This window comes from Christensenella timonensis (assembly GCF_900087015.1).
GTDB classification, from domain to species: domain Bacteria; phylum Bacillota; class Clostridia; order Christensenellales; family Christensenellaceae; genus Christensenella; species Christensenella timonensis.
On sequence record NZ_FLKP01000001.1, the window covers coordinates 294,650 to 316,172 of the forward strand.

The following is a 21,523-nucleotide window of genomic DNA, read 5'->3' on the forward strand; positions in this document are numbered from 1 at the left end:
TACAGCTAATATTCTATCAAAAGCCGTCTTAAAATACAATAACATTTGTGAAATTGCCTAATTTCCCCCGCCGCTATTTTACCACGACGTTCTCTTTTCCGAGGTATTCTACCAGCTCGCTTAACAGTTCCGCACGGTAAGCGACACTGCGCCCCCCTGTCAGCTTGTATTTCTGCCCTGTCTTTTCCACATATACGACGACACTGCTGCCGCCGGGATAACGCGATGTGATGCGTATCAGCCCATCCACATCGCACGGCATATCCTGCGCGATTTTCACATACATCTGTTTCCCTGCAAAAAACGCATCGTCCGGTACGAACACGCCCACTTTTTCCGCCAGCAGCTCGATCCCGCTCTGCGCCGTCACTGTGATCTTCCCGCCGACCACCACGATACTGTCGTTGTGGATCAGCGCCTCCGCTTCTGAAAACACATTCGGGAAAGCAATCACATTGATCTGCGCGTACAAATCTTCCAGCACAAAATTCGCCATCATCTTTTTCTGCTTGGTAGGACGGATACGCGCAGAGGTAATGATGCCCAGAAGCTCCACCTGCTTCCCGTCGTATTCATACATGGTCATCTCGTCGCTTTCCGTCTGCATGATGTCGCCGATATTGACCGGCCGTGCTTCCAGCGCCCCCGCTACCTCATCCAACGGATGCCCGCTGATATAAAGGCCCGTCATTTCCTTTTCATACGAAAGCTTTTGCGTTTCATCAAACTCCGGGATGTCCGGCAGCGCGATACCGAGCGCCTCAAATTCGCCCTGTGCACTGTCAAAAAGCGACATCTGCCCGCTGGCCTGCCTCTTCTTTAGCTGTACCGCGTCCGCGAGCACCTGCTCATATACCGCCGCAAGCTGCGAACGCTTATCGCCAAAGCAGTCGAAGCAGCCCGAGAGGATCAGGCTTTCCAGCCTCTTTTTGTTGAGTACGTCCGCATTTTTATCGACAAAGTCCTCAAAGCTTTTATATCCGACGCCGCGCCGCGTGATCACTTCTTCGATCGCCTCGCCCACATAGGTGATGGCTGAAAGACCAAAGCGCACGCCGCCTTCTTCCGTCGTAAAACGCATATCCGAACGGTTGATGTCCGGCGGCAGGATCGCGATGCCCGCATGCTTTAAGGACTGAATATATTCCGCAAGCTTTTGCTTGCTCGTGATAAAGCTGTTGAGCAGCGCGGTCATAAATTCGACCGGGTAATAACACTTCAAATATGCCGTCTGGTAGGCGACCACCGCATACGCACACGCGTGCGATTTGTTGAACGCATAGTTGGCAAACGCCATCATCTGGTCGAAAAGCGCTGTCGCCGTTTTTTCGTCCATGCCGCGGCGCACCGCGCCTTCAACGGTCACTTCCCCGTCCTTTTCTTCCCCATAAATAAAGATCCTGCGCTCTTCTTCCAGCACATCCTGTTGTTTCTTGCTCATGGCGCGGCGCACAAGGTCGCTCCTGGCCATGGAATAGCCCGCCACGTCGCGGACGATGCGCATGATCTGTTCCTGGTACACCATACAGCCGTATGTATCGCTTAGGATCGGCTCCAACATGGGGTGCGCGTAATGCACGTTTTTGTGGTCGTTCTTGCTGCGGATATATTCCGGGATGCTCTCCATCGGGCCCGGCCGGAACAGCGATATCCCGACCATGATCTCGTTTAAGTCGGATGGTTTCAAGTCCTGCATCAGCCGGCGCATGCCGCCGCTTTCAAGCTGGAACATCCCGTCCGTTTCCCCTGCCGAAATCAGCTCGTATACCCTTTGATCCTTTAGGTCGATATTGTCGATGTCAATATCGACCCCGTGGTTTTTCTTGATCATGGCCAGTGCGTCACGGATGACCGTCAGCGTCCTAAGCCCTAAAAAGTCCATCTTCAGCAGGCCGAGGCTTTCCAGCTTCTTCATCGTGTACTGCGTCATCACGCTCTCGTCCTTGGGGTTCTTTTGCAGCGGGACATAGTCCGTGATGGGCGCGTCCGCGATCACCACGCCCGCCGCGTGTGTGGATGCATGCCGCGGCATGCCCTCCAGCTTGCGCGCCACGTCGATGACTTGCTTTGCCTCCGGGTTGTTTTGGTATTCCGCCTGCAGCTTGGGATTGCGCTCCATCGCTTTATCGATGGTCATTTTCAGTTCAAAGGGAACCATTTTCGCGATCTTGTCCGCGTCGGCAATGCTCATGCGCATCACGCGCGCCACATCGCGGATCACCAGCCGCGCGCCCATCGTGCCAAAAGTGATGATCTGCGCGACCCTGTCCTGTCCATATTTTTGCGTAACGTAATCGATGACTTCCTGCCGCCGTTCATAACAGAAGTCGATATCGATATCCGGCATGCTGATACGCTCCGGATTCAAAAAGCGCTCAAACAGCAGGTTGTATTCGATGGGATCGATATTCGTGATCCCCAGCGTGTACGCGATGATGCTGCCCGCCGCACTGCCGCGTCCGGGGCCCACCATGATGCCGTTCGTTTTGGCAAAATTCACAAAGTCCCATACGATCAAAAAATAGTCCGTGAACCCCATGTCATGGATCGTATTCAGCTCGTAATCAAACCGCTCCCTGATTTCGGGCGTGATGTGCGCATAATGCTTCTCAAGGCCCTCTTCGCCCAAATGCTTCAGGTATTCAAAATTCGTATAGCCCTCCGGCACATTGAATTCCGGCAGGTGGTTGCTGCCGAATTCAAATTCCAGGTTGCATTTTTCCGCGACCTCACGCGTATTGATGATCGCATCCGGCACGTTGGAAAACAGTTGGAACATCTCCTTGGGGGACTTCAAATAGAATTCCTGCCCCTCAAAGGCCATCTTGCTGGGCGCGTCTATCGTCGTGACCGTCTGGATGCACATCAACACCTGCTGGGCATACGCGTCCTCTTTGTCTACATAATGCACGTCGTTGGTCGCTACGAGCTTGATACCCGTTTCGTCCGCCAGCTTTAAGATCATCGGGTTGATACGCCGCTGCGCCTCGATCCCGTGATCCTGTATTTCCAGGTAAAAGTCTTCGCCGAACATCCCGCGCAGCGTTTCCGCCATCTTTTTTGCGCCCTTGTAGTCGTTTTGCGAGAGCAGGCGCTGCACATCTCCCGCGAGGCAGGCTGCAAGGCACACGAGCCCCTCCGTATGCTTTGCGAGCAGGTCATAATCGATGCGGGGCTTATAGTAAAATCCTTCCAGCGAACCCGCCGAAACGAGCTTCATCAGGTTTTTATATCCCGTCATATCCTTACACAGCAAAACGAGGTGCGCGTATTCCTTGGTAACGGCATTCTTTTCAAACCTGCTCCCCTGCGCGACATAGACCTCGCAGCCGATGATCGGTTTGATGCCCGCTTTTTTCGCAGCCGTATAAAAATCGAGTACGCCGTACATCACGCCATGGTCTGTAATGGCGAGCGCGTCCATCTTCATTTCCTTTGCGCGCGCGACCAGGTCGCCTAAGCGGCCGGCGCCGTCCAGTAGGCTGTATTCCGTATGAACATGCAAATGTGTAAAATCAACCATAACCGTTCTCCTTACTTATATCCAGTATAACATGGGCGCTTCCCATATTGTGCAAAAATTGTGTTAATTTTTCCAGCCCTTTCGGGCGCTTCCGTATCGTAGCGTGCCGGGAAGTTTATTTTGAAAAAAAATCCCTTATACGGTATAATGTTGGTGTATCTAATTTTTATCCCGGAAAGGAACGGCAGAAAGATTTTATGGCTTACAAACTGATTGCACTCGACCTTGACAACACACTGCTCAACGCAAAGAAGGAGGTAACTCCCGAAAACCGCAATGCGCTTAAGGCGGCACAGGAAAAAGGCGTACATATCGTGCTTGCTTCCGGCAGGGCTTTCCCCGGCATCAGCCCTTTGCAAAAGGAGCTCGGCCTCGCAGACTATACGATCGCCTGCGGCGGCGCACAGGTCATCGACCCGTGGGGGAATGTGATCCATTCCACTTACCTTCCGCCCATCGGCGCGAAACAGGTGATGCGCTGGGCGGCGGTGCGCGATATCCACTTCCAGGTCTACCTGGATGAGGGCATCTATTACCTCAAGGAAAACAAGTATGCCGACCTGTACCGTAAATTGTGTACGTACGGCGGTGTTGCCAACCCGGATATCATGGATATGGAAACGGTTTTAACTTCCAAGATCATCATGGTTGACGAGGAGGAAAAGGTACAGGAATATGAAAAAGAGCTTCGCATCACCTTCCCTGAATTCGCTTATCCCAAATCCCAGAAGGGCTTCCTTGAAGTATTGAGCCCGGAGGCGACAAAAGGAAATGCGCTTGCGTTCATCGCCGCCAAACTGGGCATCGAGCCGGGCCAGGTCATCGCCATGGGCGACAATACCATCGACGAAAGCATGGTAGAATATGCGGGCCTTGGCGTAGCCATGGAAAACGCGACGGATGATTTAAAGAATATCGCCAATTTTGTTTGCGGTTCCTGTGAGCAGAGCGGCGTTGCGGAAGTGGTCAACAAATACATTTTGGGGGTATAGCGTCATGAAACGTGTCATCAAAATAGCTGATCTGGCACAGGCCATCAATTTGAATATTATCTACGTCGGCAAGAGGGATACCGCAGAAATCGATTCGAGCGACCTGAACCGCCCCGGCCTCCAGATGAGCGGCTTCTTTGAATACTTTGCCGTCAACAGGATCCAGCTCTTTGGCATGGTGGAAATGACGTACCTGCAGACGCTCGACCCACAGACGCGCCTCGTACGCCTCGACCGTTTCTTTTCGCATCCGATCCCTTGCGTGCTTATCGGGCGTAACTTGACGCCCCCCGATGAATTTTTGGAATGCGCGCGCAAATATGACGTGCCGGTGCTGATGTCCGGCCTCACCACGACAAAGTTGAGCCACAAAACGTCTATCTATCTTGACGAGCTGTTGGCCCCCGTCATCTCCCGCCACGGCGGACTGATGGACGTTTACGGTGTGGGTATGTATATCACAGGCGACAGCGGGGTCGGCAAAAGCGAGACTGCGCTTGAGCTTGTGAAACGCGGCCACCGTTTTGTCGCGGACGACGTCGTAGAGATCCACAAGCTTTCAGACGATACGCTCGTCGGCCAGTCGCCGGATATCATCCGCCACATGATGGAGATCCGCGGACTGGGGATCATCGACGTTTCCGTCCTTTACGGCATGGGCAGCGTCGTGCGCGAAAAATCGATCACGCTTTCCATTCACTTAGAGCCGGGCGATGTACGCGATATCGACCGTTTAGGTACGGCGGACAACCACATCACGCTGCTGGGGATCAAGGTTCCGCAGATCACGCTTCCCGTGCGTCCCGGCCGCAACCTCGCTATCGTCATGGAGGTCGCAGCCATGAATTTCCGTTTAAAAAGCATCGGGCAGGGCGGCGGCGAATGGCTGGCGCAGAATATTATGGACGTGGTACAGCAATCATGACACAAAACGAACTGGTTTCCGTATTTGTTTCCATCCTGAATACGGACAGGGTGCTTGCGGAAGAACCCATGTCAAACCATACGACATTCAAGACGGGCGGCAATGCCGAGCTGCTGCTTGTCCTCCATGCCGAAGAAGAGCTGAAAGCCGTCCTGGAAATATTGGGGCGGGAACAGCTTCCTTATACCCTCATCGGCCGCGGCTCCAACCTGCTGGTTTCGGATGAGGGCCTTCCGGGCGTTGTCTTAAAGCTCGCAGACGGGTTTGACGAGGTCTGTGTCAGGGAAGGCGGGCTCGTCTATGCACAGGCAGGCGCAACGCTGCGCTCCGCGTGTTTGGGCGCCATCCATGCAGGGCTTTCCGGCCTCGAATTCGCAGGGGGCATCCCCGGCTGTGTCGGCGGCGGCGTGGCCATGAATGCGGGCGCTTACGGCGGCGAATTAAAAGATGTTGTGGAGTATGTACGCATACTGACGCCCGCACGCAAAGTGCAGACGTTCACGAATGAACAGATGCGGTTCTCTTACCGCAAAAGCGCGGTACAGGGCAGCGGCTCCGTGATCCTCGGCGCGGCTTTCCGCCTGCAGCCGGGCGACCGAGATCAAAGCATGGAGACATTCAACTGCCTAAACGCACGGCGCAAAGAAAAACAGCCGCTGAATTTCCCCAGCGCGGGCAGCACGTTCAAGCGCCCGCAGGGAAATTATGCAAGCGCGCTCATAGACCAGTGTAATTTAAAAGGGTTCACCATCGGCGGGGCGCAGGTTTCGGAAAAACACGCGGGGTTTATTATAAACTTAGGGAATGCTTCGTCGCGCGATATCTATGAGCTGATTTGTTATGTGCGGCAGGAGGTTATGAAAAAAACCGGGATATTGCTGGAGCCTGAAGTGAGGCTGCTGGGTGAATTTTGAAATGATTGAGATAGCTTGGGATACGCATACGCATACCTTGCACAGCCACGGGACAGGTACGGTCGAGCAAAACGTACGGGCCGCGATCGAAAAGGGCTTTACCAAGATCGTGATCAGCGACCATGGCCCGCAGCATCTTTTTTATAACATTAAAGATGTGGATGCTTATTTAAAAGACATCGATGCAATGCGTAAAAAATATAAAAATGACATCGAAGTGCTTGCGGGCGTGGAATTCAACCTTTTATCCGAAGATGGCGATATGGACTTGCCGCCGCAATACGCGGACGCGTTTGATATCCATTTGATGGGTTACCACAAACTGGCGCGGTTCCTCGGCTTGCGCAACAACGTGCATTTCCTTCTTCCCAAAAGCCACAGTGAAAAGGCTGTCAGGCGCAATACACAGGCATATATCAACGCGATGGACAAAAACCGCATTGATATCATTACGCACATCGGCTATGGTATCCCGGTCGATAAGCTGGCTGTGGCAAAGCACGCCGCAAAGGTCGGTACTGCGCTTGAGATCAATGCCAAGCATCCTGAATTTACGACAGGGGAACTGATGGAATGTGCCAAAACGGGCGTACTGTTTTCCATCGGAAGCGACGCCCACTCCATAGACCGCATCGGCGATTTCGCTCCTGCCCTGAAAAAGGCGGAGGAAGCGGGACTCATGCCGGAGCAGGTCATCAACGCAAGGAGAAACGAACTATGAAATTTACGATCGTAACGGGGCTTTCGGGGGCGGGCCGTTCTTCCGCCCTGAAGCGCCTGGAAGACCTCGGATACTATTGTGTAGATAATTTAATGCCCGAGCTGATCCCCCAGTTTGCGCGCCTGTGCATGCAAAGCCAGCATATCCGCGACAAAGTCGCTGTCGCTGTGGATACGCGCATGGGAGACTTTTTCGATTCGATCTATGCGACGATCGACGAGTTAAAGTCCATGGACTTGGAGCTTGATATCCTCTTTTTAGACGCTTCCGACGCTGTTCTTGTCAAGCGCTTCAAGGAAGTGCGCCGCAAACACCCCGTTTCGGGCAGCGGCGAGATACTGGCAGGCATACACTTAGAGCGCCGCAAGCTGCAGCAAATCAAGGATATGGCCAACCACGTCATCGATACATCGTCTTATAACGTCATGAAGCTGCGCCAGATGATCGACTTGATGTATGCGGAGGAAGGCGAAAAAGGCCTGCTCGTTTCCATCATTTCCTTTGGCTATAAGCGCGGCATCCCGCTTGATGCGGACATGGTGTTCGATATGCGTTTCATCCCCAATCCGTTTTATGTGGAGGGCATGCGCGACCATACCGGCCTCGAGCAGGATGTGCGCGATTTCGTGCTTTCGTTTGAACCGACCAAATTCTTTCTGCACGAGCTGGTCACGATTGTTGAAAAACTTGCGCCCTGCTTCATCAGCGAGGACAAAAACCAGCTTGTGATCGGCATCGGCTGTACAGGCGGCATGCACCGCAGCGTCGTTATGGCGGAGGAGCTGTTCCGCATGCTTTCCGACCAGGGCCTGCGCGTCACGCTCGAACACCGCGACATCAACCTGGAAAAGAACCGCTGATAAAAACGGAGGGCGCTTATGTCGTTTTCATCGACTGCCAAGGACGAGATCTGTACATTGCAGGTAACGGACGACTGCTGTATCATGGCGGAGCTGTGTGCCTTGACGCTCGTATGCGGAAATCTGAAAATCAATTCGACCGGTGTACATATCCACTATAATACGGAAAATATGGCGGTGGCCAAACGGATATACGGCACGCTCACACGGGTCTTAAAAATCGAGGCGGACATACAGGTAAAGGATAACCTGCTGAAAAAAAAGCATTCCTACGCCATTGCCGTGGACGACGCACCGCTTTTGCTTTCCGCGCTGGGCCTGGAGGGAAACCTTTTGACGGACGCAGTCCCCCCTTCCTATATGCTGGAAAAAGAATGTTGCGGTATCTGCGTTTTGCGCGGCGCGTTTTTGGGCGGCGGAACCGTTTCCAATCCCAAAAAGAATTACCATCTGGAATTTGTGGTAAATTCGGAGGCTTATGCCAATGTACTCTGTAAATTATTGAAAAACAACCAAATCCACGCAAAAACTATTCCCCGCAAGCAAAATTTTGTGGTATACTTAAATGAAGGGGATAGTATTGCCGCTTTTCTTGCCTTGGTAGGTGCATATTCTTCTATATTGAATTTTGAAAATGTACGTATCTTAAAGGAAATGCGCAATAATGTAAATCGCGCGGTCAATTGTGAAACGGCAAACATCAGCAAGACTGTAAACGCCGCGATGGCGCAACTTAAGAGCATCCGACTGATCGATCGGCAGGTCGGTCTTGAAAACTTGAGCGATACGCTACGCGAGGCGGCCCAGTTGCGTTTATCCCATCCGGAAGCGACCTTGCAGGAATTATGCGAACTGAATGGGACGACCAAATCCGCGATGAACCACCGGCTTCGCAAGTTGAACGCAATCGCGGAAGACTTAAAGAACCACTGACTGCAAAACAGCTTTATAAGGCTCACGGCAAATGATTGCCGTCCATCACAGCAAGGAGGTTTTGGTATGATTTACAAAGAATTGGTGATTAGAAGCAACGATGGTCTAAAGGCAAAGGCTGCGGCGAGCTTTGTACAGGTCGCAAACCAGTTCGACGCCCAGATCCTGATCGAATTTTCCAACAAAAAAATCAACGCAAAAAGTATTATGGGGCTTCTTTCGCTGGGGGTAAAATCCGGCGAGTCCATTTATGTCTTTGCGAACGGCGCGGACGAAAAAGAAGCGATCGAAGCGCTGGCGGAGCTTGTGGATAACAACTTCGGCGAATAAAAAGTAAAACAAAAACGGTATGGCCAATGGCCGTACCGTTTTTTTGTGCTTATTTGTTATGTTGCCCGTCACCGTGCATAATATGCCACTGCACGCCGAATCGGTCGGTCACCATGCCGTAAAGCCCGCTCCAGAACGTCTCTTCAAGCTCCATGCCCACGGTTCCGCCTTCCTTGAGCGCGTTAAACAGCCGCCTTACCTCTTCTTTATCAGGAACGCTTAGCGTAAGCTGGATGTTGTTCCCCTTCACACATTCCATATCGGATGGGAAATCCATGAACATCACATTACAGCCGCCGATCATCAGGTCGGTGTACATGATGCGATCCCGGTCTTTTTCGCTGGTATTTGCGCCCGGCGCCTCGCCGTACGTCATCATGCGCGGCGTTTCAGCCCCAAACACCTCCGCATAAAACTCCACCGCCTCACGGCAGTTTCCGTCAAAGTTCACAAAAACACTGAATGTCATAGTACGTTCTCCTTTTCTGTTTTTAGTATGCTTCCTATAACACCCATAGGCCGGGCCGAAACATCAATCCTTCCCATCCGGGTGAAAATGCCGGTATACCGTTTCCGCGACACTGCGCGGCACGCCTTTTACAGCCTCGATATCTTTAAGCGACGCTTCCTTTAGCCGTTTTATACTGCCGAATGTCTTGAGCAGCGTGCGCTTTCTCGTACCTCCTACGCCTTCGATCAGGTCGAGCTCGCCCGTATGGTGCCGCTTTTCGCGCAGTTTGCGGTGGTATGTGATCGCGAACCGGTGCGCTTCGTCGCGGATCCCCGTCACGAGGCGGTATTCAGGGCTGCCTACCCGCAGCAATATGCTTTCTTCCCTGCCGGGTACAAATATCTCTTCCTGCTTTTTGGCCAGGCTCACGATGGGAATATCTTCACACCCCAGTGCAAACAATGCGTCGCGCGCCGCGCTGAGCTGTCCTTTGCCGCCGTCGATAATGATGAGGTCTGGCATAGGCAAAAAGCTCTCATCCCCCTGAAGGCCGCGCATCAGCCTGCGTTCCAGCGTTTCATTCATGGAGGCAAAATCGTTCGCGCCCTCAAAGCTCTTGATCCTGAAATGCCGGTATTTCTTGCGGTCGGGTTTCCCGTCCGTAAAAACGACCATCGAAGCAACGTTGTTCGTCCCCTGCGTATTGGAAATATCGTAACATTCGATACGCCCAGGCGTTTCGGGCAGCCCCAGCGCCTTGGCAAGGTTGCCTGCCGCTGCCTGCCGCTGCTTTTTCGCGCCTTCCTTGATCTTGACCGCGTCGAGCGCGTTCTTGCGCGCGAGCTCCGCCAGCTTGCGGTTATCGCCGCGCACCGCCTCTTTGATCTCCACCTTGGAACCGCGCTTTGCGCTCAGCCATTCCTCTAAAAGCTCGTGGTCGTCCGGCCGGGGCAGCGTATAGATATGCTTGGGTATCCCGCTTTGATCCGTATAGTACTGTTGCAGGAATTCACGCATCATTTCAGGAAGCGGTTCGTTATGATAATCGAGGTAATATTTCTGTGCGTAATTCAGCTTGCCGTTACGAAACAAAAATGCCTGCACTACCGCCGTTTCCAGCCCCTTTTCGATTGCGAACACGTCCTTATCGTTTAAGTTGGGGAAGCCGGCCCGCTGTTTTTCGCGGATACGGTCGATGAGCGCAAGCCGGTCGCGCAGCAGCGCCGCCTGCTCAAAGTTAAGCTCTTCCGCCGCCTTTTCCATCTTGCGCACCATCTCCTTTTTCAGCGCATTGTTGCTGCCGGAGATGACGCTGATGACCTCTTTGACAAGCTCGCCGTATTCCTCTTTTGAAACCCTGCCCGTGCACGGCCCGATACACCGTCCCATTTCGTAATTGAGGCACGGGCGCTCTCCCCGCGCGATCATGCGGGCAATATCGTTGTTGCAGCTCCGAAGCGGGTAAAGCCGCCCGATCTGGTCGAGAACATCGCGGATGATGTGCGCCGCAATAAACGGCCCGTAATATTTGGCGCCGTCGTCCTTTACCTTGCGCACCACGGTAAAACGCGGAAAATCCTCCCGCAGGTCCACCCGTACATACGGGAAATGCTTGTCGTCCTTTAAGAGGATATTGTAATACGGCCGGAATTTCTTGATCAGGTTACATTCCAGGATCAGCGCTTCCAGCTCCGTATCGGTGATGATATATTCAAAGTCGTCGATGTGCGACACCATAGCCGCGACCTTGGTATATTTCTGCGCTTCCTTGCGGAAATATTGGCTGACGCGGTTTTTCAGCACCCGCGCCTTGCCCACATATATGACCTTGCCATCCACATCGCGCATGATGTACACGCCCGGATTTTGCGGCAGGTTTTTGATTTTTTTCTCCAGTTTTTTGTTCATTAATATCCCTTATCGACCGCTTTGCCCAGGATGCTTCCCGCAAGCGGCGTCGCGTATGCCGAACCAAAGCCCCCGCCTTCACCCAGGACTGCGATCGCCAGCGGATGATCCGCGTCCTCTATGAAGCCGACGAACCATGAATGGTTGTCCGTTTCTCCCGTATCCGGGTTCACGTATTCCGCCGTACCCGTTTTGCCGCATACCGTCACGCCCGATACATCCGCCTTCGTCGCCGTACCGCTCGCAACCGTCTGCCGCATATACTCCCCGATCGTGGAAGCAACGCCTGCGGACGTCACCGTCCGAAACTGCGTAGGCGTGTAGGTATACGAGCTGTTGCCGCCATAGCGAACGTCGAGCAGCGTATTTGGCTGCATCATCACGCCGCCGCCCGCGATACCCGCAGAGATCATCATGTTGTGCATGGGCGTCAGCAGGTCGTGGTATTGGCCGATCCCCGCCCACGCAAGGTCGCCCTTGTTGCCAGACACCTCAAACACACTGTTGTTCATACGGAAATCCGGGAATTTGAAGTTATAGTTGAATCCAAACTCATCCGCCGTCTTAAGCATCGCGTCGCCGCCGACCTCCACCGCAAGCTCGCCGAAATAGATGTTGCAGGATTTCTCAAACGCCGTCGCCAGGTCGACATGCCCGTGCCCGCCATCCTTGGGGCAGGTGACCTTTTGTCCCTCGATAATGGCCTCTCCTGTACAGTCGATCTCGAGATCCGTTACGCCGTTTTCGAGCGCCGCTGCCGTGGTGACGATCTTCATCGTCGACCCCGGCGGATACAGCCCCTGCGTCACACGGTTGACGAATTTGGAACCGCTCTCATCCGTATCCTCTTTAACGGTATTCGGGTCAAAGGTCGGCTTGCTCACGCTTGCGAGGATCTCGCCCGTTTTATAGTTCATGAGCACCACAGCCCCGTCTTTTTCCATGTTGTCGTAAATATATTCGCACAGCTCCGCGTCGATCGTCAGGTATACGTCGCCGCCCTTCTGTCCGCTCTGCACACTGGCAAATTTGTCCGCAACATTTTGGTCGTACCCGTACAGGTATTTGGCAAAATACGTTTCCGCCCCCAATGTACGCCCGTAAATATCGCCCACGATATGGCTCACCGCGCGGCGCATATCTTCACTCTGCGCATATTTGCGCGTTTCCCCATCCGAATAGGCAAGTACGATTCCGTTGCGGTCATAAATGCTTCCCGCGTCCTTGACGTTGTTTTTGGAGGCGATCCGCGGGTTAAAAGGCGTGGTGAACCATTGGTCTCCGTACGCCACCGTGGAATACAAAAGGTATGTGCCGAGCAACACGAACAGGCAGCAGAACACTGCCAGCATGGCGCGCATATTCTTCTTGATGTTGGTTTGCTTTTTCATTCTACCGCGCCTCCCATCTCTGCAAGCTCCGCCTCTTCATATTCGCCGTTTTTGAGGGCAACGCCTTCGATGATCCCCAGCTGCATCATTGATGCGACCATAGAACTGCCGCCCGCACTCACAAAAGGCATGGTGATGCCCGTTAAGGGGATCAGCTTGATAACCCCGCCGATGATGATGAAGCTTTGCAGCGACAGCATGACCGTCGCGCCGAACACCAGTAATTTATCGAACGTCGTGCGCGCGTCCATGGCAATGAGGATACCGCGGATGATGAACACGAGATAAAGCGCAATGATCGCGATGGCTACGATAATACCGAATTCTTCGGAGATCGCGGCAAAAATATAGTCGGACGTCCCCACGGGAATGACCTCCGGCATGCCGAGCCCAAGCCCCGTGCCAATCAGGCCGCCGCTGGCGATGGCTAAAAGCCCCTGCACGATCTGGTAACCCTTGTCGTTGTACGTCGCCCACGGATCCTGCCACACCTCCACGCGCGTTTTTACGTGGTCGAACATCTTATAGCTCAAAAAGGCGCCAAGAGCGAACGCGCCCAGCGCGCCCAGGGTGATCCCCACGCTTCCCGTACCAACATAAAACACGATCAGGAACGTACCCGCAAAAAGAAGCGCCGCCCCCAGGTCTTTGGAAAGCACCAAAATGCCCACGCACGCGATTGTAAACACAAAATACGGCCACATGTCGCGCTTACGGTTTTTAGACGACAGGAAGTAAGCCGTCACGATCAAAAACAATATTTTGGCGAATTCGCTCGGCTGTACACTGATCCCGCCGATCCTGATCCAGTTTTTCGCGCCGCCGATCGTACTGGCAAGCACCAGCGTCAAACCCAGCATGCCGACCGCCAAGATCATAAAGGCCCAATTGGCTTTACCGAAATCGTGCGCGCGCTTGATGACGAGCATCACGATCACCATCGCCACATTGCCGATCAGTATCCACATGAACTGCTTCATCGCCGTATCCGGGTCGAGCCGGTATAGGATCACCATGCTGATGATGCACAAAAAATCCGCGATCAACAGCGTAAATCGCTCAAAATGTTTGAATATTTTGCGCAGGATGTTGTATTGCAGGATAATGAACACCGCAAAGAGGATGCCGATCAGCATAGGCTGCATGTCAAACGCGCTGCCCGCAAAGGAAAGCAGCGCCATGCCCGACAGCAAAAATAATATCATAAATGTAAGCACGATCCCCGCGCCGTATCTTTTAATGATCATTGCCTATCCCTATCCTCGTCCTTTTGAAGTAGATGCGCATGCTGACGTCCCCAAAGGAAAGCTTGTCCCCCGTCTTCAGCTTATGCGTACTTGTCGCGCGGCGGTCGTTGATCTTTGTCTCCGCCCTGTCCGACGGCTTAATATAATAGTCGTCATCTTCAAAAAAAATTACCGCGTGCCGGGGTGCGACCGTTCTGTCCGGCAGGACGATATCGCAGGCATCCGCACTGCCGATACTGTTTTCCTGCGTCAATCCGAACCGGTCGCCGATAAATTCCTGCGGCCCAGCAATGATCTGCATATACCCGCCAAACTGGCCGACCTGTGTCATGACCTGCCTTTTCTGCTGGTATTCTTTATACGAAATATAGATCACCGCGATGAGTATCACAAGCACCAGGGCGATAAACCAATAGCGCATCGCGTATGAGGCGACTTCAAAAGCCTGTTCCATACCTGTCTCCTAAATCGATTCTTCTGTTTGTTTGACGCAGGTCGCCGCGGGAAAGTTCCCTTTAAAACCTGCTGCTGCCGACCAGCCTGCTGCGCAGTGCGCCATAATACCAATGCGCGGCCTTGGAAAACAGCCAATCGTAGAACAAAAAGATGAGTTCTCCCGCAACTACGAGGCCCCACCACGGGATATTGAAGGGGATCTGGGCAATCATCCAGCCGTCTGTAAAGAAGTATATCAGCGCCGCGCAGACATTGAAATAAACGAGCTTCACGATGACCGCGCCCGCACCCTGCCGACTGCCGTCAACATAAAATTTGAAAATAGCGTAATGTCCAAAGAAAAAGAGATAGGGCAGCATGCCGAGCTTTACCGGAACGATCAAAAAACCGAGGAACAGGACGGCTGTGAACGTAACAAACGCCGTTACCGTCCTGCGCTCCATCATGATCCCCATCAAAAAGACCGACGATATAAAATAAAATGTGATACGAAGCGCCGGCAGCACGTTGGCCAGGTACACGCACAGCAGCGTGAGCGCCGCGAACATCACTACCAGGCTCCCTTTGTTGGAGCTTCGCTTGTAACCTCTTCCTCTGACCATTCCTTATCCTCTTAAATACAACAGAACATGCCGCGCCCACAGCACAGGCTGAGGCCCGCGCACGCGCAAATCCCGCAGGGAACGCACATTTTCCCGTTCATCTGTATGCCGCCTTCCGGCATATCCCCAAAATCCATATACGCGCCTGCCTGCTGTGACATCGCGCGCATCGCGTTTTCGTATTCCCTGTTTCCCGGCTCCATCTGGTACGCGCGCGTAAAATGCTCCGCCGCACCGTCGTACCATCCGCGCCGCAAAAGGACGATCCCCATCAAAAAATGCCATTCCGCCGGACGCTCGCTCATGCGGTTGAGCATCGCTTCCGCTTCGCCGATCGCTCCGCGCTGGATCGCCGCGCGCACCGAGGCAAACTCCGGCGTACTGCTCCACTGGTAATTTCCCTGCCGTATCTTTGTGACCATATCATAGGCCGCGTTTACCTGTTTTAGCTTCTCGCTCGCCGCAGCCTGTTTTTGCGGATCGTTCGCAAAGCGATCCGGATGGTATTTTTTTACCAGCTTCCGGTACGCCGCCTTGATCTCTTCATCCGTAGCGTTTTCCGTAACGCCCAGTACCTCGTATGGGTTCATTCAAATTCCCTTCGTATTTACCTGATCTGTGCAGTAAGGCGCGGCTGTCCGCAGACGATCCGTTCCGTCTGTTCCCGCAGCCCCAAATAGATGATATTCTGCAGCAGTTCCTTATTCTTTTGCAGCGACAGCTTTTCCAGCGCCTGCGCCGCCTGTGCCAGCGAATACTGCATGCTGCGCAATATCTCCTGCTGCGCGCTTTGCGTCCTCTTTTCATAGCGGCACGCATAGACGTTGTATTCCCCGGCGGCCTCATCCTTTTCCCAGTCCTCCGCCGCGTCGATCAGGTAGACCCACCGCCCGAGGCTGTAGCCAAGGTCGTAGAGGACATGCGACTGCAAAACGTCTACATCCTCGAACACCGTGCCCAAAAGCCGTGCATAAGTATCCGCGACCGCATCCGTACTGTCTGTTTTTCCATCCTCTAACCGGTGCAGCTCATCGATCGTCTTTTCCGCGACCTCCACGATATGCGGGTGTTTGTCCGCCGCCTTGCGGTAGGCCTTCTTTAAAAAAAGTTGCAGCAGACGGCCCTTTCCTTTGTCGCGCACATCGTCCGCCGCCTTGAAGTAAGCCATCAGGATATTGACGTCCGCCGCATACCCTGCCGCGTCCGAGACGACCTTGCTCCTTTTCTCAAAAGGATGCAGGCCGCATTTGCATGGCTGCACCACCGTCCCGCCTTCGCACAGGCTGTCCGCAAGCAGATATAAAAAAACGCTGTCAAAATTGAGCACTGCCGTTTTCCTGTAACCACTTTTCAAGGCCTTGCACAGCCCGCAGTAGTACGCCCGGAACAGTTCGTATTCCCGCACTTTGAGCTCGCATACCTTTGGGACGATATATCCAAACATACGGATATTATATCATCAAACCCTGCCCGTTTCCATGTTTCCCATAAAAAAAGGCTTTCATCCAGACGACAAAAGCCAAATTTTCAGAGTTTGTTAACATTTACAGCTTCCTTGGTGCGAGGCCGATCTTCTTCTGCACTTTGAAAAGCGTTTTGCGCGCCGCCTGCGACGCCTTTTCCGCATTCCGCATCATGATCTGCTCCAAATATGCCTTGTCCCCGCGCACCTGCTTATAGCGCTCCTGCAGCGGCTTAAGCTCCGCGATCACCGCGTCGGCCACACGCTGCTTTAACACCCCATAGCCTTGCCCCGCAAATTCCGCTTCCGCCTGCGCGATCGTTTTCTCCGTGATCGCCGAATAGATAGAAAGCAGGTTGGATACACCCGGTTTTTCATCCGCAAAGCGGATCTCTCCATCGCTGTCCGTCACCGCCCGCTTGAATTTGCGCGTGATCACCTCCGGCGGATCGAGGAGCGCGATGGACGCGTTGTCGTTCCCGTCCGATTTCGACATTTTTTTCTCCGGCTCCTGCAGGCTCATGATCTTGGCGCCCGCTTTGGGGATATATGGCTCGGGAACGGTAAACACATCGCCGTAAAGATTGTTAAGCCGTATCGCCAAATCACGGGTCAGCTCCAAATGTTGCTTCTGGTCCACACCCACCGGCACAAGGTCTGCCTGGTAAAGCAAAATATCCGCGGCCATCAGCGCCGGATAGGTAAACAGTCCCGCATTGATATTATCGCCCGCTTTGGCACTTTTTTCTTTGAACTGCGTCATGCGGGAAAGCTCGCCCATATAGGTAAAGCAATTGAGTATCCATGCCAGCTCCGCATGCGCGGGCACGTGCGACTGCATATATAGGATATTCTTTTCCGGGTCGATGCCCGCCGCGATCAGCACGGACATGACATCCAGCGTGCGCTTCCTAAGCTCGGCGCTCTCCTGCCGGACTGTGATCGCATGCAGGTCCACCACGCAATAGTAGCAATGGTATTCTTCCTGCAGTGCCGCCCAATTCCTGACCGCCCCCAGGTAATTGCCGAGCGTCAAATTGCCGGACGGCTGTATCCCGCTGAAAATCGTCTTTTTTTCCATCCCCTGTTCCATTCGTTCAGTCCCCCATCCGGTGCAGGAAAGTATTGACCGCCGTGATCAGGTCGTCTTTGTCCACACAGCCGTCGTGCAGCACCGGTTTTTCACACAATTCTTTTATCTGCGGAGGAATCTTTGTCCCCGTCGCCTGCGCGAGCCGGTCCGCCGCCGCAAAGGCATCCTCCACCGTTTCACCCGTAACGCAGCGCAGCACATCCTGTGTGAATTTATACGGGTTCGCCGTAGAAACCACCACGCTCACCGTGTCGTCGCCTGTGGCCTGCCTGTATTTTTCATAAACACACTGCGCGACCGCCGTGTGCGTATCGATCAGGTATCCGTACTTTTCAAATGTATCCCGGATCGCCCGGCCCGTCTCTTCCTCATCGCAGAAATCCGCATAGAAAAGCTCATGCAGCGCCTGCTGCGCGCTTTGCGGGATCTCGTATGTACCGCTTGCTTTCAGGGAAGCCATCCACTGCCGGACGGCCTGTTCATCGCGTCCCGCGATCTCGTACAGCAGCCGCTCTAAATTACTGGAGATCAGGATATCCATGGAGGGCGACATCGTCTTGTAAAACGTACGGTTCGCGTCGTATTTCCCTCCTTTGAAAAAGTCCGTCAATACGTTGTTGTGGTTGGAAGCACACACCAGCTTGCCGATGGGCAGGCCCATGCGCTTCGCATAATATGCTGCCAGGATGTTGCCGAAATTGCCCGTAGGCACGACAAAATTTACCTTTTGCCCTTTTTCGACCATTCCGTCGGCCAGCAGCTTCGCATATGCATAGACATAGTAGGCCACCTGCGGGATCAGCCTGCCGATATTGATGGAATTCGCGGAGGAAAACGTATAGCCCGCTTCCTTCAATATCCGTTTCAGTTCTTCGTTTGCAAACAGCGCCTTGACGCCCGTCTGCGCATCGTCAAAGTTTCCCCTGACGCCGCATACGCTGAGGTTCCCGCCTTCCTGCGTCACCATCTGCAGCTTTTGCATGGTCGCAACGCCGTCCACCGGGTAAAACACCAGAATCGCCGTGCGCGGTACGTCTTTAAAGCCTTCGAGCGCCGCCTTGCCCGTATCGCCGGACGTCGCCGTCAGGATCAGTACGTTTTCCTGCTGATGGTGGATATCGAGCCCCACGCGGATGAGGCGCGGCAGCACCTGCAGCGCCATATCTTTAAAGGCGAGCGTCGGCCCGTGCGTCAGCTCCATCACATATTCCCTGTCCGAAAGCCGCTTTAGCGGTACGACCCTCGTATCGTCAAACGGCGCATACGCCTGCTGCGTCAATGTCGCGAGCGTATCCTCCGGGACGTCAAAAAAAAGCCCCAGTACCTTTGCGGCAAGGATATCGTATTCATGCGCCGCATATTCCGCCATTTCGTCCAGGTCGATCTGTGGGAACGCCTCGGGCACAAACAGGCCGCCGTCCGCGGCGATCCCCTTTAAAACAGCCATCGTCGCGGGTATTTTTTCTCCTTTTCCGCGCGTGCTCATTACCTGCATATTCTTTCTCCTTTAAAAGCAAACGTTAAGCCTGCCGCATGTAATGCGTTTGGCTTAACGTAAAATTTCCATTCCAAATACAGGGGGACGTCATCCCTCCGAAAAAGGTCTCTTCCGCCGCCTTAGATAATATAAGGTTTCAGGAAATCAGGCGCTTCGTCCGGCTCTGCACTGATGATGATCACTGCTTTGCAGTTGTTCTTTTCACAAAGCGAGCCGATCTTGTCCATCAGATCCTTTAATTCCGCAACATCCATTTTTACGATTTTCAGAAACGCATCGATAAAGATCGCTTCAATATCGTAATTTTGTGATACCATCCCGCACAACATTCCGTAAAGCGCGTCGCCCGATTCGATTCCGTAGTCTTTTACGTCCACAAAACGTGCCTGGTGTGCCACGTCATACATATAGCGTTTGTCGTCGTCGATAAATACGACGTCGCCCTTTGTGGAGTTGAGTTCCGCGTTTGCAAGGTCGATCAGTCTTTTTGTTTTGCCGCTGCCTTTTGGTGCGTAGATTAGTTGTATCATGGTAAAGACCCCCTTTATTTATAGATAGGTTACGCTTGGTAATATTATAATATATTACGATTCTTTTATCTACCTGTAAAATGATTATTTTTATGCCGGTAAGAAAAAGGCGCATGCATGATGCGCCTTATACCCATTACTTTTCGATCAGGCTCTTGCCTTCCATTTCCGCCGGCTGGGCAAGCCCCATCAAATCGAGCATCGTCGGGGCGAGATCCGCAAGGATTCCGCCTGTACGCAGCGTATCTAAACGGTGCGCCTTGCTCACAAGGATACACGGCACGGGATTCGTGCTGTGCGCCGTGAACGGGCCGCCTGTCTTGGGGTCGGCCATGATTTCGGCATTTCCGTGATCCGCTGTGATCAGCACGTCGCCGCCTACCGCAAGGATCGCATCCACGACCTCTTTCACACATTCGTCCACCGCTTTTACCGCCGATACCGCGGCCTCAAAGATGCCCGTATGCCCCACCATATCGCAGTTCGCAAAATTGAGGATCATCACGTCATACTTTTTCGACTCAATCAGCTCCACCGCTTTTTTGCACACCTCGGGCGCGCTCATCTCCGGCTGGAGGTCGTATGTCGCCACCTTGGGCGACGGGATCAGGTAACGATCCTCTCCCTCGTTGGGCTGCTCCACGCCGCCGTTGAAGAAAAACGTCACGTGCGCATATTTTTCCGTTTCCGCGATGCGGAACTGCTTTTTGTTGTTCTTCGCCAAATATTCGCCCAGCGTATTTTCGAGCACCTGCGGCTTATATGCCACATGGATGTTCTTGAATGTCTTGTCGTACTGCGTCATAGATACAAAATACGTCGGGAAATATTCGCGGTCAAAGCCTGTGAACTCTTCGTCGATGATGCTGCGCGTGATCTCCCGCGCGCGGTCGGGGCGGAAGTTGAAGAAGATCACAGAATCGTCTTTCTTGAGCTTTGCCACCGGCTCGCCGTTTTGCGTGATGACCGTCGGCTTTACAAATTCGTCGTATTCCTTTTTATCGTACGAATCCTGCATCGCCCGGGCCGCATCCGGCGCGTTAAGCCCTTCGCCCTTTACGATCGCGTCGTACGCGAGCTTTACGCGTTCCCAGCGGTTGTCGCGGTCCATCGCATAATAACGGCCCATCACCGTAGCGATTCTGCCTGCGCCGATCTCGCTGATCTTCGCCTCCAGCTGCTCGATAAAGCCTTTTCCGCTGTCCGGGGCAACGTCGCGCCCGTCCATCAGGCAATGGATAAACGTCCTTTCGCCGATCCCGTTTTCCTTCGCCAGCTTCAAAAGCGCATACAAATGTTCCTGGTGGCTGTGCACGCCGCCGTCCGAGATCAGGCCGATCAGGTGCAGCGCGCTGCCATGCTTTTTCACGTTTTCCACCGCGTCCAAAAATTCCTTTTTGCTGAAAAAATCGCCGTCCGCAATGGATTTTGTAATGCGTGTCAGTTCCTGGTAGACGATCCTGCCCGCGCCGATGTTGAGGTGCCCGACCTCCGAGTTGCCCATCTGTCCGTCCGGCAGGCCGACCGACATCCCGCTCGCGCCGAGGCGTGTGTGCGGATATTCTTCCATCAATCTATTTAGGTTCGGCGTTCCTTCCGCGCAAATCGCGTTGCCCGCGTTGCAGGCGGCGAGGCCAAACCCGTCCATAATGATCAGTGCTGTAAAAGCCATTTGTTATTCACCTGT

20 protein-coding genes are annotated in these 21,523 nt (G+C 53.5%); 7 read left to right on the top strand and 13 right to left on the bottom strand.

Annotated elements, in window-relative coordinates:
• Window positions 1-73: 73 nt before the first annotated feature.
• Window positions 74-3,523 (bottom strand): DNA polymerase III subunit alpha, encoded by a 3,450-nt coding sequence (locus BN6471_RS01400; protein ID WP_066644773.1) that lies wholly within the window; start codon window positions 3,521-3,523, stop codon window positions 74-76.
• A gap of 197 nt (window positions 3,524-3,720) precedes the next feature.
• Between BN6471_RS01400 and BN6471_RS01405 the strand changes: the two genes are divergently transcribed.
• From BN6471_RS01405 to BN6471_RS01435, 7 genes are all read left to right on the top strand, one after another.
• A complete protein-coding gene (locus BN6471_RS01405; RefSeq protein ID WP_147553960.1) occupies window positions 3,721-4,515 on the top strand; it encodes a Cof-type HAD-IIB family hydrolase in 795 nt (264 codons plus the stop codon).
• A 4-nt stretch (window positions 4,516-4,519) separates the two neighbouring features.
• Complete coding sequence (gene hprK, locus BN6471_RS01410; protein WP_066644777.1) at window positions 4,520-5,440, top strand: HPr(Ser) kinase/phosphatase; 921 nt, start codon at window positions 4,520-4,522, stop codon at window positions 5,438-5,440.
• Window positions 5,398-6,354, top strand: a complete 957-nt coding sequence (gene murB / locus BN6471_RS01415; RefSeq protein WP_082903258.1) for a UDP-N-acetylmuramate dehydrogenase — start codon at window positions 5,398-5,400, stop codon at window positions 6,352-6,354. Before hprK ends, murB begins: the two co-directional genes overlap by 43 nt.
• A 1-nt stretch (window position 6,355) precedes the next feature.
• A complete protein-coding gene (locus tag BN6471_RS01420) occupies window positions 6,356-7,075 on the top strand; it encodes a PHP domain-containing protein (protein ID WP_082903259.1) in 720 nt (239 codons plus the stop codon).
• Window positions 7,072-7,935, top strand: a complete 864-nt coding sequence (gene rapZ, locus BN6471_RS01425; RefSeq protein ID WP_066644781.1) for an RNase adapter RapZ — start codon at window positions 7,072-7,074, stop codon at window positions 7,933-7,935. Before BN6471_RS01420 ends, rapZ begins: the two co-directional genes overlap by 4 nt.
• An 18-nt stretch (window positions 7,936-7,953) precedes the next feature.
• Window positions 7,954-8,868 (top strand): DNA-binding protein WhiA, encoded by a 915-nt coding sequence (gene whiA / locus BN6471_RS01430; protein WP_066644783.1) that lies wholly within the window; start codon window positions 7,954-7,956, stop codon window positions 8,866-8,868.
• A 66-nt stretch (window positions 8,869-8,934) separates the two neighbouring features.
• Window positions 8,935-9,198, top strand: a complete 264-nt coding sequence (locus BN6471_RS01435) for an HPr family phosphocarrier protein (protein WP_066644786.1) — start codon at window positions 8,935-8,937, stop codon at window positions 9,196-9,198.
• 49 nt (window positions 9,199-9,247) lie between these two features.
• Here BN6471_RS01435 and BN6471_RS01440 read toward each other — a convergent pair whose 3' ends face one another.
• The 12 genes from BN6471_RS01440 to gpmI form a co-directional block, all read right to left on the bottom strand.
• Window positions 9,248-9,667 carry a VOC family protein gene (locus BN6471_RS01440; protein ID WP_066644788.1) on the bottom strand — a complete coding sequence of 140 codons (420 nt, stop codon included), beginning with the start codon at window positions 9,665-9,667 and terminating at the stop codon, window positions 9,248-9,250.
• 63 nt (window positions 9,668-9,730) lie between these two features.
• Complete coding sequence (uvrC, locus tag BN6471_RS01445; RefSeq protein ID WP_066644790.1) at window positions 9,731-11,557, bottom strand: excinuclease ABC subunit UvrC; 1,827 nt, start codon at window positions 11,555-11,557, stop codon at window positions 9,731-9,733.
• Window positions 11,557-12,948: a peptidoglycan D,D-transpeptidase FtsI family protein gene (locus BN6471_RS01450; protein ID WP_066644792.1), complete on the bottom strand. Its 1,392-nt coding sequence runs from the start codon at window positions 12,946-12,948 to the stop codon at window positions 11,557-11,559. Before BN6471_RS01450 ends, uvrC begins: the two co-directional genes overlap by 1 nt.
• Complete coding sequence (locus tag BN6471_RS01455) at window positions 12,945-14,195, bottom strand: FtsW/RodA/SpoVE family cell cycle protein (RefSeq protein WP_066644799.1); 1,251 nt, start codon at window positions 14,193-14,195, stop codon at window positions 12,945-12,947. The genes BN6471_RS01450 and BN6471_RS01455 overlap by 4 nt, the downstream gene beginning before the upstream one ends.
• On the bottom strand, window positions 14,185-14,649 hold the full coding sequence (locus tag BN6471_RS01460; RefSeq protein ID WP_066644801.1) for an FHA domain-containing protein: 465 nt from the start codon (window positions 14,647-14,649) through the stop codon (window positions 14,185-14,187). Before BN6471_RS01460 ends, BN6471_RS01455 begins: the two co-directional genes overlap by 11 nt.
• Window positions 14,650-14,710: 61 nt before the next feature.
• Window positions 14,711-15,253, bottom strand: coding sequence for a hypothetical protein (locus BN6471_RS01465; RefSeq protein WP_147553961.1), 543 nt, complete (start codon window positions 15,251-15,253; stop codon window positions 14,711-14,713).
• 11 nt (window positions 15,254-15,264) lie between these two features.
• The gene (locus BN6471_RS01470; protein ID WP_066644805.1) at window positions 15,265-15,843 is read right to left on the bottom strand and encodes a J domain-containing protein; all 579 of its coding nucleotides are present in this window, start codon (window positions 15,841-15,843) and stop codon (window positions 15,265-15,267) included.
• A 17-nt stretch (window positions 15,844-15,860) separates the two neighbouring features.
• The gene (locus BN6471_RS01475; RefSeq protein ID WP_066644807.1) at window positions 15,861-16,697 is read right to left on the bottom strand and encodes a DUF5685 family protein; all 837 of its coding nucleotides are present in this window, start codon (window positions 16,695-16,697) and stop codon (window positions 15,861-15,863) included.
• A gap of 100 nt (window positions 16,698-16,797) precedes the next feature.
• Window positions 16,798-17,808 (bottom strand): tryptophan--tRNA ligase, encoded by a 1,011-nt coding sequence (gene trpS, locus BN6471_RS01480; RefSeq protein WP_066644809.1) that lies wholly within the window; start codon window positions 17,806-17,808, stop codon window positions 16,798-16,800.
• 4 nt (window positions 17,809-17,812) lie between these two features.
• Entirely contained in the window at window positions 17,813-19,303 is a 1,491-nt protein-coding gene (gene thrC, locus BN6471_RS01485; protein WP_066644811.1) for a threonine synthase, read from the bottom strand.
• 122 nt (window positions 19,304-19,425) lie between these two features.
• Window positions 19,426-19,836 carry an ATP-binding protein gene (locus tag BN6471_RS01490; RefSeq protein WP_066644816.1) on the bottom strand — a complete coding sequence of 137 codons (411 nt, stop codon included), beginning with the start codon at window positions 19,834-19,836 and terminating at the stop codon, window positions 19,426-19,428.
• A gap of 136 nt (window positions 19,837-19,972) precedes the next feature.
• The gene (gpmI, locus tag BN6471_RS01495; RefSeq protein ID WP_066644821.1) at window positions 19,973-21,508 is read right to left on the bottom strand and encodes a 2,3-bisphosphoglycerate-independent phosphoglycerate mutase; all 1,536 of its coding nucleotides are present in this window, start codon (window positions 21,506-21,508) and stop codon (window positions 19,973-19,975) included.
• Window positions 21,509-21,523 lie beyond the last annotated feature (15 nt).